We start from the raw sequence: 20,008 nt of genomic DNA on the forward strand, positions 1-20,008 counted from the left end.
GTTTTTTCCTCACTGATTTCTCGGAATTGTAATAGTAAACTGACTTCCTTCACCTAACTTACTATTAAACTGTAGTCCATGCTGCATTCCAAAGCGGTGCTGGATTCGATAATGCACATTGCGAACACCAATACCTTCATCTTCCTTGTCTTTTCCTTGTAATTGTCGTAATAGCTTCATAGAAGTCTGCTCGTCCATGCCGCAACCATTATCAACTACAATAATAGCTGTAATTTGCTCGTTAACAGGGCATACCTTTATCGTAATGATCCCTTCATCCTCAATATCTGCAATACCATGAAAAATAGCATTTTCCACGATTGGCTGTATCGTTAACTTAGGTAAGAGTGTATCTAGTAATGTTTCATCTATTTCATAATGTACTGTAATTTTATTGAAATAGCGAACTTTTTGAATCGTAAAATAGTGTTCGATATATAGTAACTCTTCGCGAATGGTAACGAGTCTACTATCATTTTTAGATGAATAACGTAAGATAGAAATCAACGCCTCGGTCATATCAACGATCTTATCCGAACGTTGCATAGTAGCAATCCACTTCAATGAATTTAATGTATTGTACAGGAAATGGGGATTGATCTGAGCCTGCAATGCCCGAATCTCCGCCTCCGTCTTTTCCTGTTCCTCCAGATAGATCCTCTCAACAAGCCGCTTCAGCTCTCCAGACATTTGTTCAAAGCGATTGGCTAATAAACCTATTTCATCATTGGATCTTACCTTTGGTAAATTATCAAATTTACCTTTTTCAACGAGAAGCATATTATTCATTAAACTTTTAATAGGACGTGTAATTAAATTAGAAAGATATAAGGAGCTTATTAATGTAAACAATAGCAATCCAATGACAACATAGATTAAATTACGCTTTAAGATATCTCCTTCTACAGCCAATTCATCAACTGGCATGTACAAATAACTGGTCCACCTGTGAGCTTCAAATGGCGTTCGGATTAATATATAATCTTCGCCATCCGCGGACACAATCTCTCGATTAGAATCTTTGGCCATCTGCTTCGTATCTAGTGGAAATAACTCGGTAAAGGACTGACCTAGCCATTCATAGTTACTATTGAATATTACTTTGTCGTTCTCATCTACAATCGTGAAGGCTGAACGACTATCCTCCTGAAGTCGTTGATTCAGCTTATCTACAAAATCAATGTCAATACTAATAACCATGACTCCTATTAAGTTTCCATTGTTCATATCAAAAATTTTTCGCAAATTAAGAATTGCCCAGTTTTCTTCCCACTTTGTCTGCTTATCCAATAATGTTGGTACGTCTCTGGTAATATCATCCGATGCTAGAAATTGTTGAAACCACACTTCATTCTTAGGATGATATGTAAAGTCTATCGTTTTATCCGTACTTATATAGAGATCCTTTCCGCCATTCAAATTATATACATATACGGAGAAGGCATTATCTTTCATTGTTATATAGTTATTTAATAACTGAATAGCTTGATTTTCATTGCGCTTAGAATCATCAAGCAAATAATTTTGCATAGGATAGTTCTCTTGAGATACAGCAGATACATAGCTATTAATACCATAGCTTGATATTAGTGAAATTTTTCTTGTGTCTTCCAAAAACTCTTCAATACGAATATTCGATTGCTTTGATACATCACTCAATAGATCGGTGTATTTTCGTTCTAGCATCTGTTGTGATGATAAATAAGAGTTCAAAAACATCGTAAAAATAGGCACCGATATAACTAGTAGAAACATTACTTGCATCTTTTTCTTAATACTAATAAATCGAAACCTCTTAATCATTACTTCATCACCACTTCCAATCAAAGTCTTCCTCGTATATTCTCCGGAGCAATACATCGTGATCACAATCGACACATCACAAAAATGGCATAGACAGCCTCATCCCTCAAGGACAAGACTGCCTATAACCAACCATATCACTCATACGTTATCATATGAATCTACTATATTATAACCCTAACAAACGATAAATTAGTTGAGCTCCTTCTGCCCGAGTCGCATTATACTTAGGCGCAAAAATATTATTCCCACGTCCTTGCACTAATCCGAGTTCAACAGCTGCTCCTATTGCATCTTGTGCCCACGTACTAATGGCTGCTTGATCGGCAAAGTTTTTAGCCCCTTGAGAACCTTCTACTTTTCCATAAAGCACTTCATATGCTCTCATCGTCATTACAGCAATTTCCTCTCGGGAAATCTCAGCATTTGGTGCAAATTGACCATTTCCTTTGCCGGTAATAATCCCAGCTTGATATGCTGTCGAGATTGCTGAAGCGTACCATTGGTTTGGACTAACATCCTCAAAGCTAGCTCCTAGCTTCATTTCTAGTCCAATTGCCCTCACCAGCAACGCTGCAAATTCTGCTCGCGTTATTGCTGCATTAGGTGCAAAGTTATTCTGATTAACTCCATTAATAATTTGTCTCATCACTAATTCATTAATAACTTCACTTGCCCAATACGTACTAGCTACATCATCAAATTGCTTACTATAAGCAATCGCAATATATGATCCTGCTTGATTAGCGGAAATAATGATTTGATCGAGCTCATTACGTTTTTGCTCGATATAGACCATTGTACCATCTTCATTCAAGCGATAGATTGCAAATTTACTAGTACTAATTAATGCTTCATTAGTCCAAGTCAATACGACCTCATCTGACCAATTATCCAATGATCGCATACTGCCATCTGCAAGCAATAACGATAATGAAATATTTACGAAGCTGCCCGCTGCAGTAATCGAAGCTCCAGATTTCTTTTCTGTATCGCTAACCCATTGTTCGACCGCATCTGCAGACCATGGTTGAAGCCCCACAATAATTTCAGCGTCCTTCAGTCCTTGCTCATCAACAAGAGAACGGAGCTGCTCAATAATAGCTGCTGTAATATCTACTTGGACTCCATTTCTACTTACAATGAGCTGCTTAACTTTATCCCATTGCGTCGAACCTGCTAACAAACGTACCGTATCGTCGTTGCCAGTAAGCTCGATCAGTGCTACTCCTGATCCATTGACAATCGGCTCAACAACGCCGCTTGCTGTTTCCTCATTGGGAAGGGTAACATTACCTGTTCCACCGCTACCATTGCCATTGCCGTTTCCATTGCCACTTCCGTCGCCGTCGCCATCGCCACTTCCGTCATATGGTTTTTGCGGATAGATATCGAATCTATCAAATGCAGGCGTATACTGAATTGGTACAGATGTGTAGTCATTAAATATACCATTTGCACCAATCCCACCATATGCATTGGAGCCACCGTTATAAGTGCCATTATTAGAGAAACGAATCGTATTGTCGCCTTTCTTCAGCTCAACATCGATTGTTTGTGTGGTGAATTGCTGCCACGAAATCGTGTTTTTAAAGTATACCGTTTGCGGTTGACCACTATTTATACTGATCTGTGCATATCTTTCAACAATGTCATTATTATAGGAGTGCGTACCCGTACTTTCACCGTTTGAGTATGTGACAACCAGCTTGTAAATTCCATCTTTCGGTACGGAGATATCTTTGATTTCAAGATACCGTTCCTCGTCGTCGTATGATGTAATCCCATTCACATACTTACCGCCCGAAGCATATTTCGCGAAGGAGTCATCCCGAACGAGTGGCAACTCGGCTTCGTACGGAGTTCCTACGATAATTGCTTCTTCAGCTTCAATCGAAAACAATGAAGCTTGGTCAACAAAAGCTGCATTAATGTAATCCAAACTTAGTGCTGTGTTTGATTGTACATCAATTAAATTGATACCTAGACGCAAGAACATACGTAGCGTAGCTTCTTGCCATTCATCGTTCGTATCTTCAACAGGAACGTCTACGACATGTTTGCGGTCATGATTGATTATGATGGCGCCATCGTTGGACGACATATATCGAATCTTCACGTCATACATACCGTCATTAAGCACACTTACGACGAAACGAGTATTCGCTTCGGGATCAGAGCCATACCCGGTCACATATCCAGCACCTTCGAAGTCTCCGGAGCTACTATCTCTCGACAACCCCTTCGCGGTATCGTACTCGGCAAATTCTGCCTGTACACGATAATTCGGAAGTTCGCCCAACTCACCGTTATATGTTAATTCGATTGCATCAAGTGTGGATTCGCCTTGACCTTCTTCTCCCGTCTCTATATCGAATTTACTAATACTAATGGAATGCTTGCCTTCTTCCAGATCAACAAATATCGTGTTACCTCCTATTAACTCCATACTATAATCCGCACGTAGGACAACTTTGATTGAAGGCTGATCATCAATCTTGATGAACCATTCCGAATTGATACGTTGCTTGCTATTCCCTGTATTGGATTGATTACGCATGTCTGTCGTCGCGCCGCTTCCACCGATCATGTCCAATCTATAATTACCATCAGCTGGAACTGTAATATTGTTCCACTGTACTAAACTGTCCGGACTATTGATACCTCCGATGTACTGCCCATTGGATGCTGAGCGACCAGTGCTCTTACGCGGATAATGATCCGTCGTACTAACATTTGTCTGCACCTCCGCCGTTTCTGCTTCGAAGCGGCTGAACCATACTTCGTTTGAATCATTATTTACCGCTGGAGTAATAACTGCGAAATATGCGGATGTATAATCATCTAAGTTCACATCCAACGTTACCGCGCCATTCTCAACCGGATAATTGCGATCTATGATTTGTGTCGGCTCTACAAGGAAGCCAGTCAGACCAGTATATCCTGCATGCCATACTGTGATTCGTACTTCCTCTGCCTCTGTAAGGAAAGCTGGGCTATTTGCATTGCCCGACACATTGTTGAACACGATCTTGCTATCTCCTTGTGTGCCACCAAAAGCTATACTTACTTGTTCTTTATCATCTTGAATTGAGGATAAACCGTATAAACCAGGACCAAACAAGTCCTTTTCGTTTCTCTTATCAATGACGCTGATCTTCGCCATGTCTCCGCCCATCATGTCCGCATACCACTTATACAACCACCATGCGCCATTCGGCTCATTCTGTCCAGCAAGCAAGGAACCATAAGAATTGGCAGTATTCCAATAAGGCAACATACTGTTCATCTTCAGTTCATCGTAGCGCGCTATATAATGAACAAGAGATCCGCCCACTGCAATCTCTGACGTCGCAGCATATTCATTAATATCGACTTTAATTGGGAATGGAACTTCGCGATCCGGATACTTATCTACATACTTCTGTCTATTATTCGCTTCAACAGACCGGTAGGTACCCTCGCTCGATGCTGCAGCGTCAAAAGCTTTGTCCCACAGCATATGCCAACTGATAATCTCAGGCAAACAATCATTTTCAATGCAGAAGGGAATGAAATCTTCAAACACTTTTGCTCCATACTGTGTTAAATTCACACCTGAGATGATCGCACCAGGGTCAATTTCCTTGATCTTATTCGTTACAGCTAACCAATCACTATTAAACACTGCTCTTGAATTTTCTCCTGTTGAGGTGTTATTCAGTAACTGTGGATAGCGAGTGTAATTTTGTTCAGGCTCATTAAATGGAATATAAATGAACTTTCCATCTGGATCCTGGCCAGGATTCTCAGCAGCCCATTTTACCTTGTATGCTTTGATTTCTTCTGTAATTGGGATGACAGCTTCTTCAATATATTCCTCTGCTGTCCTAGAGGGGTAGTACCATTGCTGATAATAATCCTGCATGACGATATTAACAGCTTCCCCTCCAGCTTCGAAGAAATAGTCGGCAACTCTCAGAGCATCACCCGTTGGGTGCTGAATGCCATTTGGCGGTTTCTGAGTAATATGTGAGGGCTTAATCGGAATCAACGTATTGATGTCCGGTACGTTTGGCTCACTGATCGCATAAAGAGCACCAGCTGCACCATGGAATACTTCTCCCAGCGATCGATCTGCCAAATCGACAGATATTTTTGCAGGCTTCACCAAATCGGTTTCCTCATGTTTTGTCTCCTCATACAAAGCACTAACTTGATCGGCGGTCAATTTGGTATTGTATATTCGAATATCGTCAAACTTTCCGCGACTATCATTATCGGATGTATAAAGGGATTTACCAAAATCATTGAATGTCAAAGCATCCAGGTAGTCACTAGTGAAGAATTCTTCGAGAACTGTGGTCATTGTAGCCTCAGGCGAACTATTGTTCGCGGACAAACTACTCACACCAATCAATTTCCCATCCAAATAAACATCATAAGCACCATCATTCTTCAGAGTAATGGCAATATGCTGCCACTTGCCTTTAGTAGGATTTGTATTCCAAACGACATCCCCTTTGTAGCTGGCAACCACATTCGAATCTGTACCAATAAAAAAGCGGTTATTAAATGTTCCTCCACCGGCAATGACAATAAATTCTGGATCTTGCCACCATCCATTCACTCCATTATATGTAAGCCCTTTTTCGGTAATAGTGGAGGATAATAGACGCATATACGGATCCGCATCCTGGTCAATATTAGCCCAGACTGCAAATGTCAGCTCATCTGTAACCTCACCATATAGATCATCTGGAAGTGTAAGATAACTATTGCCATTTGCTCCACCTTTAAGTGATAGCACATTTCCTCTTTCACTATCATTTTCGATAGTAGCTGTACCTTTAAGTTCAGCATAACTTGGTTCACCTGTAGTACTACCATTACTCACAATATAACTTTCCTGTTCTGTTCCAGTAAAAATGTGATCGCTTTCAAAATCCCAATTGTAAACCGGAATTACTTCTGTATCATCATTCATTGCAGCCGGTGAACTTCCCCAAACCGTTGTGGGAAGCAACAATAGTAACGCCAGTACTGTCGCAATAATTCGCTTTGATAAATGTCTCATTGTAACCGATAGCCTCCTTATAATTGAAAATATTTCTTTATCCTAATTAGAATACTAGATAGATAAGCCAATCAACATATCCATTCTTTACCTCTTTTTTTGTTTTCTTTACATCATTCCAGAGAAAACCAATACAATATATTTTAGTATCAATTTCTTTACTTTAATGATAACTTTCTTGACTTTTATTACTGAATAACTAGAAAAAACAGGAAACCCCGCCTATTGATAACAATAATAAATACTTTTTCGAAAATTAGGTAGATTTATCGACATTTAACTGTTGTCAACGCAATAAGTTTTAATTTATACTTATTTACTGGGGATTAAGAAGGATTTTGTCGATTTTTGTCTAATTAAGTATAGAATAGAAACTTGCGCATGGAGGGATATGTATGTCTATTCGTTCTAAGCTGTCACTATCCATATCTCTTATTGTGCTTTTAATCCTTGTATTAAACGTTGTATTTTCACAAATTAATGCTATTCGTGTTCAAGAAAATAACGTTGAATTACAAGTAGCAACCGTCGCCAAACAGCTTGCCATTACAATTACATTAATTGAGTCTACCAATCGTAATATTGAGAACGAGCTTGCAAGGCGGTTGAAGGCCTCAGCACAAACCGTAGAGGAAATATTGGATCCTGATATTGCTAATGTAACGACAGAACAACTAGAAGCATTAAAATTACGACTAGACCTTGATGATATTACACTTTGGGTTATGCAAGAAGACGAATTAGTATCCGTACTTTCATCCAATCCTAATGAGGTGAATTTACGTTCCAAATCGTGGGATTATTGGGATATAGCATTAAAAGACGTAATGAATTTACGTCCTGTAACGGTGGAGCAAGGGGAACATTCTACCAACTTTTATGCAGGACCTTTTAACTTTGCGGTAACAGACCCTTCAAAAATTAATAAATGGGGATATTATTATACTGGCAAAACAAATTATATGATTAACACAGCACTCAATACAGATAGATCTTTTTCTGATGGCTATATTGACGGAAACGATCGGATTATTTCCCAGTTACTTGCTGAGAATGATGCGTTGCTGGAAATTACTGCTTTTAACCCTACCTTTTTCGGGAAAGAAAAAATTATTAAGTTAAAACAAGGTAAACCTGTTTATAATTTAGATGTCCGTGATATTTCATTTGGGTCATATCATTATAAAAATTTAGAATCTGACATTCATTCCGTCCATCTTGCTTTGGAAGAAAATCAGGCAGTTACGACTGAATTTAATGTTAGTGATACTTCATTAACTCGAACATTTATTCCAATAGAAGATCATGAACCGTATGTCATTGGTATTGTTATTGACAAACATATATTAATGGAAGACACGCATAGGCAATTCGTTGATCATATTATTATCGCCATAATACTATTGCTCGTTACTATTGTCGGTAGTTATTTTATCGCGGAACTACTAACTTCTCCGCTAACTAAAATAATGTACAAAGTAAATGCAATTTCCATGAACCAGTTCCATACGTCGCTTGTTCATACAAGCTCTGATGAGTTCGGATTATTAGCTAGTCAAGTGAATACGATGGGTAATAACTTGTCACGATATACGAATGAATTAAAACAAACGAATATTGAATTAAGAAATATGAAACAATATCTTGAATCATTTTTCAAGCATACAACTGATGCTGTTCATATTGTCGATTTCAACTATAAAATTATGCAAGTTAACGATGCCTTTGAAAGTATGTTTGAATGGGATAGCGTCGAGCTTGTTGGAGAACCGCTTTGTAACTTCTCTGATACAGATAGAGCAAGCTATGAACAGTTAATCGAACAGGTCATTAGAGGTCATGCGATAACGAGCTATGAAACCATTATGTATACGAAATCTAACCATCCCATTGACGTAAGTATGACTTTATCTGGTATTCGAGATGAGCAAGGACTGATTGTAGCTATCGCAATGATTACACGAAATATCACTGCCCGTAAACATACGGAAGAGTTACTTGTGAAAAATGAGAAGCTTTCTGCTATTGGACAGCTTGCAGCAAGTATTGCTCATGAAATTCGTAATCCGCTTACTACTATTCAAGGATTTTTGAAGCTTAACTCTCGAAATGGGCTTATGCCTGAACATCATATGAAGCTAGTTATGAAAGAAATTGACCATATGGATCTAATTGTTGGACAGTTTCTCGTTATGTCAAAGCCTCAAGTAGCGAATTTGCTGCCTACTAATATTGTGACTCTCATTAACGATATCGTGCTACTAATGAAAACATCAGGAGCTATGGGACAAATTTCAGTAATTACGCACATTGACGAAGACGTTCCACTTATTAATGGTGTAGAAAGTAACTTGAAGCAAATGTTCGTCAATCTTATTAAAAATAGTGTAGAGGCGATGAATGAGGATGGCATTCTAGAAATTGGAATTTACAAACTAGACCAGTATGTCGAAATTACGATATTTGATAACGGGGTAGGTATATCTGAAGAGTCATTGATGCATCTTTTCGAGCCTTTCTATACGAATAAACAAGACGGAAATGGCTTAGGACTGCTTGTCTCACAGCAAATTATTGCTAATCATCAGGGTACGATTAACTTTTCGAGTAAATTAGGTTTTGGCACTACCGTAACTATTGTATTACCAGCACCAGACTTTCCAACATACACCATATAATTGGTTTATGAAGTGAGGATATTTGAGTTTTTCTGCTTATCTCTTTACTTTTTCTCTATATAGGAACATTTGACTTGTTCAGAAAAGAAGAGAATAATAGTAGTTATCGAAATCAAACGCAGTATACGAAAGCACGAATAGTTTTAGGAGGATTACAGATGAGTATCGTGAAAAATTTAATGGAATTCAATAAGACCTTTGTAGAAGAAAAAGAATATGAAAAGTATTTAACTGATAAATATCCAGAGAAAAAAATTGCGATTTTAACTTGTATGGATACAAGACTAATGGAGTTATTACCAAAAGCATTAAATCTACGCAATGGCGATGTTAAATTCATTAAAAATGCCGGCGCAGTATTGACTCAGCCATTCGGATCTGCAATGCGTAGTATTCTGGTTGCTATATACGAATTAAATGCAGAAGAAGTTATTGTTATCGGACACCACGGCTGCGGTATGACAAACCTTGATAGTGATGGCCTAGTTAATAAAATGATTGAAAAAGGTGGAGTCGATCCGTTAGTTATCGAAACGCTGGAACGTTCAGGTATTCGTATGGAGAAATTTCTGCGTGGCTTTACAGCCCCTGAGCATGGTGTCATGCATAGCGTCAAAATGATTCGCAATCATCCATTATTTCCGAAAGCTATCCCTGTTCATGGCTTTATTATGGATCCAGAGACAGGCGAGCTTGAATTATTAGTAGAAGATTATCGTGAATAAATAAATTAGTATAACAAAGAGGCATTTTTATGTTTATCAGGTGTAGCTTATCTCCTGGTTTACATGAAAATGCCTTGTTATGTTTATTGCTGGCGAATGATCGCCTGAACTTTCGTTAAGCGCTGCTGAGCTGCATCCTGATTCATACTTATGGCAGCCTTCACACCATCACCTGCCGCAATTACAGCTTGGGCAGGCGATACATGGGCCATATCTCCTGCCACATAAACACCTTGAATACTCGTTCTCCCTTTACCATCCTGCCAAATTCCGCCTTGTTCTGTTAGCCTACAACCTAATTCAGTAGCTAATGCTCCAGCATGTCTCCAATATGTAGAGACAAATCCACCCGTACAATTAACTTTGCTACCGTCCTTCAGTAATACTCCTTGTAGCTGCCCCTTTTGCCCAACTAATTGAGCGATTGGTTGTTCATAGATCGCAATATTCATCGCCTTCAACAGTTCTTTCTCCGAAGTCGTTAGTTTGTATTTCCCGTTCGTAAATACAAATAAACGCTTACTCCACTGCTGCAGGAGAGATGCAAGAGATACGACATTGTTAGCCTCTGTAAATATAGCTAGCGCTCGATCTCGCAGCTCATAGCCATCACAATAAGGACAACTGAATACGGAGCGTCCGTAGTAGTGAGCAATGTTGCGAATGGATGGTAACGATTCCTGTAATCCCGTGGCAAGTAATACTTTATTTACTTGGATCTTTTTACCTTGAGCTGTCGTTATTGTAAATATTCCATTGTTGCCGCGCTTAATGTCTGTAATCGTGGACTGATATTGCTTCACATGCTTAAACTGCGCCAACTCCTGCTGAGCTAATTTGCGAAATTTGAGGGGTGAAGTCCCTTCGCGCGTTATAAAGCCATGCATCGCTTCAGTGACAGCATTACGAGGTTTTGCATTATCAAAAAGAAATACTTTATGTCTAGACCGAGCAAGCAACAGCGCAGCATTCAATCCAGCTGGCCCACCACCAATAACGGCACATATCATCCCGATCACATCCTAATCCTTGTTAACACATCATATGTTACAAAACGAGTAGGCATGCTTTTGCGAGCACATAGTTGAATAATTTATTATTCAACCATGCCGCTTCATTGATCGCTACGTGATGCATGGACTTTAATTTTATGGTCTATGCAGACTTTTTACTCGAAATTTCGGACTGTGGACTATAATTGTATGGCATGTTCAAAATGTACATTTTCGTTCGAACACATAATCTAAAGCTCTATCGTCCCGCCGATGAAATGAAGTATTACGACTTGAATCGCGCTTCATACCATACTTTTGCAGCATCTACTTCTGTACGAGTTAACTGATGACCATGGCGCTCCCAATGCAGTTGAACATCTGCACCAGCTCCTTGTAACAATGCCGCTAGCTCATTCGATTCTGCTGAAGTACAGATCGGGTCATTCTCTCCAGCTGCAATAAAGCAACCGACGACGCTTAACTGTGGTAGCACTATATTGCGAAGCGGCACCATTGGATGATGCATCATCGCTCCTTGAAGTGCATCTGCATAATGGAATAGCATACTTGCAGCAATATTAGCACCATTAGAATATCCTAGTGCAACAACTTTATTACGGTTAAATCCATATTGGATAGCAGCATCGTCCACGAACTGCTTAAGCTCCTGTGTACGGAAGATCAAATCTGCCTCATCAAACACTCCCTCAGCAAGTCGGCGGAAGAAACGTGGCATTCCATTTTCCTCAATATTACCTTTCACACTTAAAATTGCCGCATCCGGATCAACAATACGTGCCAGAGGTATTAGATCATTCTCATTGCCACCAGTACCATGCAATAGTAATAGCACTTGGCTATCCTGCGTTGTTCCCGCTTCATAAATATGTTTCATCTTTAATTCCCTCCAATTCATATTCTTACATTCATTGTCCCTTTAAATTACCGATTGCATTCTAAAGGTATAATTCAATAATCGAATTAAATAACAAGCGTGATCATCACCGCACTATCTCAATATTAAGATATGTGACAGAAAGCTACCTAGGGCTTCTAGGGCTTCTAGCCCTTATAGCTTTCTTCTGCAAACTTTCCAAGCTTCTTCAGTAGTATCGTTGCTTGATGCTGCTCCTCTAGCGTAAGACCGGCTACAGCGTCACGGATCACACAGCCATGAGTAGGAAATACCCGCTCTATAAACTCCGAACCAGCATCCGTTACTTCAGCATAGATTAAGCGACGGTCTTCCGTAGACACTCTCCGTCTTACGAGCTGTTTTTTTTCTAATTTGTCAATTACATACGTAATATTACCGCTACTCATTAGCACCTTATTGCCAATTTGTTGTAATGGCTGCGGCCCTTTATGATATAGTAATTCAAGTACGCCAAATTCTGTACGATTCAAGCCATGCGCACGAATATCCCGATCTCCATGTGAGCTTACCCATTGGTTAGCACGCGATAATGCAATATATAATTCTAATGCATCTTCCACTTGTTCATAACGCTTTGTTTCGCTCATCGTTATGCCCCTTTTTCTTTTATCTTAATATTAAGATAACATGTTGATGATATCATGTCAATCTCCCCAATTTGCTAACTTGACTAATTTCTCATTAATAAGTATGCTATTAACAATTATATAGGAAACAGCAATGAAGAGAAATAGTAGTCTAATGATGCATGTCATAAGCGAGCCGATAACTGGTGAGAAGTTCGGCACATGCCTGTAGATGAATGGATCTTTTCGCCTCAACCTGAACATGTTCATGTATATTGCCAATGCAATAACTGTCATTAGTAGGCATTGACGGAGCTCACCGTTATTGAGCGATCAAGTGCGATTGAATAATCGAATTTGGGTGGTACCGCGGAGTATAATGCTTCGTCCCTTATGTTTTTAGGGGCGGAGCTTTTTTGTATTTAAATTAAAAGAAAGTAAGGTGTTCGTACATGAAACGTATACTATCAGGCATTAAACCAAGTGGAGAACTTAATATTGGTGGGTACTCAGGAGCATTAAGTCAATTTGTGCGTAATCAGGAGCTATTTGAATGCTTCTATTTCATCCCTGATCTACATGCTTTAACCGTATATCAAGATCCGAAGGAGCTTCATCAACGTTCACGTGAATTGGCTGCTCTATATGTCGCTGCTGGCATTGATCCGAAACGTTCGGCAATCTTTCTACAATCACAAGTTTCTGCCCATGCTGAGCTAGGTTGGATTATGGAAACACAGGCACATTTCGGCGAGCTAAGTCGTATGACGCAATTCAAAGACAAATCCGATGGTAAAGATGTAGTAAGCTCCGCACTATTCACTTACCCTGCATTAATGGCTGCCGATATTTTACTATATCAAGCGACACATGTTCCTGTAGGTGATGACCAGAAGCAGCATGTTGAGCTTACTCGTGACTTAGCTAATCGCTTTAACAATCGCTATGGTGAGACGTTTAAAGTACCTGAGCCAATTATTCAAGAAACTGGCGCTCGTATTATGGGACTTGATGATCCATCGAGCAAAATGAGCAAATCTAATCCCAATATAAGCAGCTATATTCTAATGCTGGATGAGCCTGCTGTTATCCGCAAAAAATTCTCGCGAGCTGTAACAGATTCTGATATGTCTGTACGCTATGATTGGGAGAATAAGCCTGCTGTTAGTAACCTCATTGAGATTTATTCTGTATTCGCTGATATGGATATTCCAGCGGTTGAGAAGCATTTTGAAGGTCAAGGCTACGGTAACTTTAAGAAGGAAATTGCTGAAGTTGTCATTACTAAGCTTGAGCCGATTCAACAAAAATTCCATGATATCGTCAACTCCTCTGAGCTAGATGCTATTCTTCGTGATGGAGCAGAGCGTGCTGCAGCTGTAGCAAATGATACACTGACGAAAGCGAAGCAAAACATGGGGTTGCTTGTATTGTAATAGAGAATTTAATAGTGCCTGCACCGACACAGTTGCAAATAACTTCTTGGCGCCACCAATTAATGAAACTTCTTTCGTTATTTTTGGATTTGAGGCTCCAATCGAGCTAATTAATGAAACTTTTTGTGCTGTTTAGCACCATTAGGGGTATTTGAAACTGATCAACGAAACATTTTGCACTGTTTATCACAACTGAGCTCACTTTGGGATAACCATACTTCCACATCATAAATAGGCTCTCTCGAAAGTTAGTTACTTTCGAGAGAGCCTATTAAGTTATTCCACCATTAATTATTCGATGCTTTATCTAGCTGTTTACTGCGTAATTGTCCACATGCTGCATCGATATCAGCACCATGCTCCAGACGCACACTTACGCTAATCCCTTGCTTTTTCAACACATCATAGAAAGCACGAATATCATCTTGCTCACTTCGCTGATACTGGCTATGCTCATCTACCGGGTTATACGGAATTAAGTTGACGTTCACGAGGTCTTTACGTGGCATCATTAATTCAGCAAGCTCAAGCGCATGCTCCGGCTGATCATTGACATGCTTCAATAGTATATATTCAATCGTTGCACGACGATTAGAGTTATTCAAGTAATAATCAATCGCAGGCATAAGCTTCTCTAGCGGGTAAGCTTTATTGATCTTCATAATGCGTGAGCGAAGCTCATTGTTTGGCGCATGTAGAGAAATGGCTAAGTTAACACCAAGATCGCTATCGGTAAATGGTTTGAACATATTAACAATCCCACTCGTCGATACAGTAATATGACGCGGACCAATCGCAAGACCATTATGATCCTTCACTGTACGGATAAAATTAGACATATGCACAAAGTTATCGAATGGTTCACCAATACCCATCACAACGATGTGACTTACTTTTTCGTTCTTGTTATGACCGTCTAAGAAAAATTGTACCTGCATAATTTGCTCAGTAACTTCCGCACTCGTTAGATCACGGCTCTTCGCAATCAATCCACTTGCACAGAAGCTACAACCGATATTACAGCCCACTTGTGTCGTAACACAAACCGATAGTCCAAACTTATGGCGCATCAACACCGTCTCGATCAGATTACCATCAGCAAGCTGGAATAAAAATTTCACCGTACCATCCTGTGATTGCTGACGTGTATGCTCTGATAACGTTTCTAGAATAAAATGCTCTTCTAGAATCTCTACCGTCGCACTATTCACCTCAGACATTTCTGCAAATGAACGGACGCGATTACGATACATTGCACGCCATACATGAAGGGCACGAGAACGCTTCTGACCACGTTCCTCAAGCCACTCCACTAATTGCTCAAATGTTAACCCATATATTGATTCTTTCATCTCACTATATCCTCTTTTCACTTATCACATGATCTATGCGGCAATACGTTACTGCTCATGGTGTTATGATAAGCTCCTCTATTGTCGTATATATTCTGCTTTCTATTTTCCCAAAATTATCACCACAATACAAGTAGTAAGTTCAAGGCAAGTGATGACCCCTATAACTATTGTAGAGGAATGGCTATTTCAACACTACCATCAAGGTATGATGGATAGGAATTAACATAAATTCGAACAGGATTGACGACCTCACTCAAATCATAATTGTTTACAGATTCTTTATATTCATCTGTAGAGTGACTACTACCTGAATTAGAGTGAATTAGTGTTCCTTCTGCGTCAATCGCTGGGAAGAATGACACGTTTTTCGGTGAGTCACCCACTACATCAAGCTTCCAACGTAATGAACGAGAGTTAATTACTTCTAAGTCAACATCAAGCAGCTCAGGTACATATAGCAATTCATTACGCTCAAAATCCACCTCAATATAATCCTGACCTTTAAGTAACGCTTCAATACCTCCTAAATGCAATGTTAATTGCTCTGGTTCACGGAAGTAGTTACTTTGAATATTATATACAACTTTACCATTACGCATTGACCCCCATACAGTAGTTCCATTACGAATTCCGCCCCACTCTTCACCATGCTCATCGACTAACTTAATATCTCGAATGTTAAGTAATTGCATCGTATTGTGCTCATCAAGCGCTAGCTCAACCTGTGCACGTAACGGTGAAATACTTAACGATTGTACCGTTAATCGCTGTCCATCAATGATAATCTCCTTGTTCAATTCATAATGCTTAGTAGCAGCAATTGGTAGTTGTAATGTAAATGGAATAGAGAAGCTTGTATTATGCTCATCCTTAAAGTCCAGCTCTAGGCTAAAGCTCATGTTCTCATAGCTGATCGGATCCGGCGTATCTAGTACGATTTTATCTTTTATAATATTTGTCGGATCCAATCCATGCCATGAATAAGAATATCCTGCCTGGATACCTTCTCCATTTTGCATTATTTGAACATTATTAGTATCCAATCTCGAAATATCGTACGGTGCTTCTAGCGTATAGAACACGATCATCCCAGATTCATCAGCGATAATACCATCTAACGTTAGCGTAAAATCATTATTCGTTACTTTAATATTCAATGGTTCATAATATTGCTGATCCATAATATCTTCAATACCTTTATCCCATGTAATAAGATCGACCACTCGATCCATCCCAGGTATTTTCGCTACTGTACTAGCAAATACAGGTGAGATCCGTATACTTGTGAAGAAAATAATCAGTATTCCCATTACGATACTAGTATTACGTATCCATATGTGCTGTTTTGCTCTAGCACGCTCCCTCTTCACTTGATTCATTCCATTCATTCTAGCCTCTGCTAATTGCTCTGTAGGCACAACAATGCTGTCAAGCTCTTCAGCATAGCGTTCATAGTGATCCACGACTTCCTTCTCCATTATATCCCCTCCTCCTTGAACAATAATCGTAATTTACGAAGTGCATAATGCAATCTAGATTTCACTGTTCCTTCTGGAATATTGAGTGACTGAGCAATATCTGTATTCGTGCGATCCTCGATATATTTCATCACAATAAGCTCTCTTTGCTCATCATTTAAATTCGACAGTGTATCTAACAGTTCTATTTCTGTATTTTGCTCCGATCGATGGTCCGCATGATGCTCCGTGCATTGATCAACTACTAGATCACTCGGTATTTCCCGCTTCTGCTTGCGTAACATATCATGACAAATATTAATTAGTATTCTAGTTAGCCACGTCCGAATATATTGCGGCTCCTTCAGTGAGCTTATATTCCGATAGCTACGATAAGTAAGCTCCTGCATCGCTTCGATCGCATCATGCTCGTTACGCATATAGCTATAGGCAACCCTATAGAGAGAATGTTCATATTGCTGCATTAACTGAACAAAAGCAGCTTCATTACCTGCTATAGCATATTTCACAAGCTCAAGCTTATCATTCGTCATATTGTCATCACCCCATCCCTTTGGTTTGGTCGCTATATGCATTAGACTTTCCACACGTTCATTTCGTTCAATTGACTGTAATTTTTTTCATCTATATCCATCTAACTGCAAAGAAGATAAAAAATCCACTCCAAATGAGAGTGGATTACAATGTTTGCTGTTAATATTATCTCTTTTTTGAGGGTTCATCTTTTCTTACGCTCCATCTTTTCTATTTTATATGTTAGTTGATCAATTTGCTTTTGCATTTGTTCAATTTGTTGTTCTAAATCAGATTGATCATCGGAACTTTGATTCTTTTTTTTGTCAAATTGTTGAAGTGCCAAACCCGCAGAAACAGCGGCAATTCCATCAGCTATTGTAGCAAGTGCTCCACCCCAAAATGCAAGTTTCGCAATGTATCTGTCTTCTGCATCACTATTTTGTTCACTGTTATTATTTTTTTTCTTTTCCACCCGACTTCCCTCCCTTACTTACTTTATGCCCACACAATGAAATTTGATCATTTCAAATATGACAAACACACTTATGTACCATTCTAACTACGCCCATATACGGATGCTAATTTTCCAGATAATAAAAAAGAGCGATCAAAGTAGTCATTTCCGAAAAAATGATAACCTAGATCGCTCCTGTATTCAATTATGTATAAGTTCTTATTGTGCGTGCTTTTGCATTAATGAAATCTGTCCTGCATGAATCCCAGTATGGTACATCAACTGCGAGATTGCATCTAGTGGAGAAAATATGCCACGCGGCGTTTTCACTTCTTTGTTCCAATCTTCTTCTGGCAAAGCCTTCATAGCAGCAATGATCATTGCATTAGAAGCTTCAAGCAAAGCTACTAGCTCATCTACATTATTGAATTCGACAGCTGAGTTACCTGGACCTCGTAGCGTATGATACTCCAGATCAGCAGGCTTCGGAACTCCGAAAACCCATTCTGCATAAACAAATTCAACTTCAGCGCTATGTCTGATCATATGACCGACCGAAGCAGGACCAATAGCAAGGTTCAGTGCTTCCTGTGGTAATTCCTTGACCAGCTTGTGGAAACGACCTTGTAAGGACTCCCACATTGCGATAATTGTTTCTGTGTTCATAACGCTATACCTCCAAAATCAACTATTTACTTTCTGGTTTTCCATCTAGACCATGTGCGTCACGGTTAATATGATCGAAATGCTCGCCAGCAAAATCAACATCAAACGCTTGACCAAAACCAATAACATAACGACCATTAGCTAGTGTAAGTTCGAATAGTGAGAAATCAAGTGTACGTAACATATTGAATGTCGGAGCACCAAATCTTTGCGCAAACTTCTCGAATACAGCTTCGTAGCCTTCGTTACCAACGTTGGCAGCTTGCCCCTTAAAGCGTGCACGCTCACGAGCAAAAATGTTTTTCGATGCTGATTCATCAGCAATTAACATTACGTCAACTGCTGCATTGTTTTCCATGTTTTGATAATGCTCAGCAATACGACTAAGGTAGACATACACTTTTCCTTCATGCTCAACAAATGGCGCATAAGATAAGAACGGGTTGCCTCCTGCATCGATTGTTCCTAGAAAAATAGATTTCATGCCACCTACTAATTGCTGATAGTTCTCCTTCAACACATTCAAATCCATCGGTTTAATATTCATCATCTCTTCATCACTCTTCCTCACGTTACTTTTTTTATTATATGAATGCGTGGTACCTCATTATTCAAATTAATTTCAGCTTCCACGCCATATACATCTCGAATTAATTCTGTTGTGATAATTTCACTTGGCGTACCATACGCTCTAACTACGCCATCGTTGATCACACAAATTTGATCACTATACAAAGCGGCATGATTCAGATCATGTAACACCATAACGACCGTAATTCCTAATTCGGAATTCAATCGTTTCACTAATTCAAGCACTTCAAGCTGATGTGCAATATCTAGATAGGTTGTCGGCTCATCCAGCAATAGCATCCGCGGCTTTTGTGCTAAAGCCATTGCAAGCCAAGCTCGCTGTGCCTCACCGCCAGATAATTTATAAACTAACCGATCGCGATACTCTGCCATATGTGTCTGCTCTAGCGCCCACTGTACAATTTCAGCATCCTCTGCCGTCATCCGTTCATACCATTTCTTATAGGGCAAACGTCCATAGCTAACTAACTCACCTACGGTCATATCATGTGGACTTGTGTTCGATTGCGATACCATACACATTAATTTGGATATATCTTTAATCGACATATCTGTTAATGCTTGATGATCGAACGAAATCTCGCCACTTGCTACGTTAATTCGCTTGGAGATCGCTTTAAGAATGGTCGACTTACCGGTTCCATTGGGACCAATAATGGACACAATTTCCCCATCGTTCACTTGTAATGATACATTTCTAATAATCTGTTTATCCGAATAATTAATGGCAATATCTTTAATCGATAGCATGA

Annotated in this window: 15 protein-coding genes and 1 other annotated feature; of the genes, 3 read left to right on the forward strand and 12 right to left on the reverse strand. The window is 39.4% G+C overall.

Annotation, left to right across the window (positions count from 1 at the left end):
* Window positions 1-9 precede the first annotated feature (9 nt).
* Together AC1TO5_RS15310 and AC1TO5_RS15315 are read right to left on the reverse strand one after the other, a co-directional pair.
* Window positions 10-1,827, reverse strand: a complete 1,818-nt coding sequence (locus tag AC1TO5_RS15310) for a sensor histidine kinase (protein WP_482063703.1) — start codon at window positions 1,825-1,827, stop codon at window positions 10-12.
* A 145-nt stretch (window positions 1,828-1,972) separates the two neighbouring features.
* On the reverse strand, window positions 1,973-6,859 hold the full coding sequence (locus AC1TO5_RS15315; RefSeq protein ID WP_482063704.1) for an S-layer homology domain-containing protein: 4,887 nt from the start codon (window positions 6,857-6,859) through the stop codon (window positions 1,973-1,975).
* A gap of 395 nt (window positions 6,860-7,254) precedes the next feature.
* Between AC1TO5_RS15315 and AC1TO5_RS15320 the strand changes: the two genes are divergently transcribed.
* A complete protein-coding gene (locus AC1TO5_RS15320; protein WP_482063705.1) occupies window positions 7,255-9,537 on the forward strand; it encodes an ATP-binding protein in 2,283 nt (760 codons plus the stop codon).
* Window positions 9,538-9,695: 158 nt separating this feature from the next.
* Complete coding sequence (locus AC1TO5_RS15325) at window positions 9,696-10,262, forward strand: beta-class carbonic anhydrase (RefSeq protein ID WP_482063706.1); 567 nt, start codon at window positions 9,696-9,698, stop codon at window positions 10,260-10,262.
* Window positions 10,263-10,345: 83 nt separating this feature from the next.
* Here AC1TO5_RS15325 and AC1TO5_RS15330 read toward each other — a convergent pair whose 3' ends face one another.
* The 3 genes from AC1TO5_RS15330 to AC1TO5_RS15340 all read right to left on the reverse strand — a co-directional run bounded on the left by AC1TO5_RS15330 (window position 10,346) and on the right by AC1TO5_RS15340 (window position 12,781).
* Window positions 10,346-11,272 carry an NAD(P)/FAD-dependent oxidoreductase gene (locus AC1TO5_RS15330; RefSeq protein ID WP_482063707.1) on the reverse strand — a complete coding sequence of 309 codons (927 nt, stop codon included), beginning with the start codon at window positions 11,270-11,272 and terminating at the stop codon, window positions 10,346-10,348.
* Window positions 11,273-11,540: 268 nt separating this feature from the next.
* Window positions 11,541-12,152: an alpha/beta hydrolase gene (locus AC1TO5_RS15335; protein WP_482063708.1), complete on the reverse strand. Its 612-nt coding sequence runs from the start codon at window positions 12,150-12,152 to the stop codon at window positions 11,541-11,543.
* A gap of 167 nt (window positions 12,153-12,319) precedes the next feature.
* Window positions 12,320-12,781, reverse strand: a complete 462-nt coding sequence (locus AC1TO5_RS15340) for a MarR family winged helix-turn-helix transcriptional regulator (RefSeq protein WP_482063709.1) — start codon at window positions 12,779-12,781, stop codon at window positions 12,320-12,322.
* Window positions 12,782-12,905: 124 nt separating this feature from the next.
* Window positions 12,906-13,155: a binding site (T-box leader), on the forward strand.
* Window positions 13,156-13,212: 57 nt separating this feature from the next.
* On the opposite strand from AC1TO5_RS15340, the gene trpS reads away from it, so the two are divergent.
* The gene (trpS, locus tag AC1TO5_RS15345) at window positions 13,213-14,196 is read left to right on the forward strand and encodes a tryptophan--tRNA ligase (protein WP_482063710.1); all 984 of its coding nucleotides are present in this window, start codon (window positions 13,213-13,215) and stop codon (window positions 14,194-14,196) included.
* Between the two features lie 287 nt (window positions 14,197-14,483).
* Here the strand turns inward: trpS and rlmN are convergent, their stop codons facing one another.
* The 7 genes from rlmN to AC1TO5_RS15380 form a co-directional block, all read right to left on the reverse strand.
* Window positions 14,484-15,548 carry a dual-specificity RNA methyltransferase RlmN gene (gene rlmN / locus AC1TO5_RS15350; protein WP_482063711.1) on the reverse strand — a complete coding sequence of 355 codons (1,065 nt, stop codon included), beginning with the start codon at window positions 15,546-15,548 and terminating at the stop codon, window positions 14,484-14,486.
* Window positions 15,549-15,715: 167 nt separating this feature from the next.
* Entirely contained in the window at window positions 15,716-17,029 is a 1,314-nt protein-coding gene (locus tag AC1TO5_RS15355; RefSeq protein WP_482063712.1) for a DUF4179 domain-containing protein, read from the reverse strand.
* Window positions 17,029-17,604, reverse strand: a complete 576-nt coding sequence (locus tag AC1TO5_RS15360; protein WP_482063713.1) for a sigma-70 family RNA polymerase sigma factor — start codon at window positions 17,602-17,604, stop codon at window positions 17,029-17,031. The genes AC1TO5_RS15355 and AC1TO5_RS15360 overlap by 1 nt, the downstream gene beginning before the upstream one ends.
* 143 nt (window positions 17,605-17,747) lie before the next feature.
* Window positions 17,748-18,017 carry a translation initiation factor 2 gene (locus AC1TO5_RS15365; RefSeq protein ID WP_482063714.1) on the reverse strand — a complete coding sequence of 90 codons (270 nt, stop codon included), beginning with the start codon at window positions 18,015-18,017 and terminating at the stop codon, window positions 17,748-17,750.
* A gap of 201 nt (window positions 18,018-18,218) precedes the next feature.
* Window positions 18,219-18,665, reverse strand: a complete 447-nt coding sequence (locus AC1TO5_RS15370) for a DinB family protein (RefSeq protein WP_482063715.1) — start codon at window positions 18,663-18,665, stop codon at window positions 18,219-18,221.
* Between the two features lie 22 nt (window positions 18,666-18,687).
* Window positions 18,688-19,215, reverse strand: a complete 528-nt coding sequence (locus tag AC1TO5_RS15375) for a HugZ family pyridoxamine 5'-phosphate oxidase (protein ID WP_482063716.1) — start codon at window positions 19,213-19,215, stop codon at window positions 18,688-18,690.
* A gap of 17 nt (window positions 19,216-19,232) precedes the next feature.
* Window positions 19,233-20,006, reverse strand: a complete 774-nt coding sequence (locus AC1TO5_RS15380) for an ABC transporter ATP-binding protein (protein ID WP_482063717.1) — start codon at window positions 20,004-20,006, stop codon at window positions 19,233-19,235.
* Between the last annotated feature and the right edge of the window lie 2 nt (window positions 20,007-20,008).

Source organism: Paenibacillus sp. Y930 (assembly GCF_056786375.1).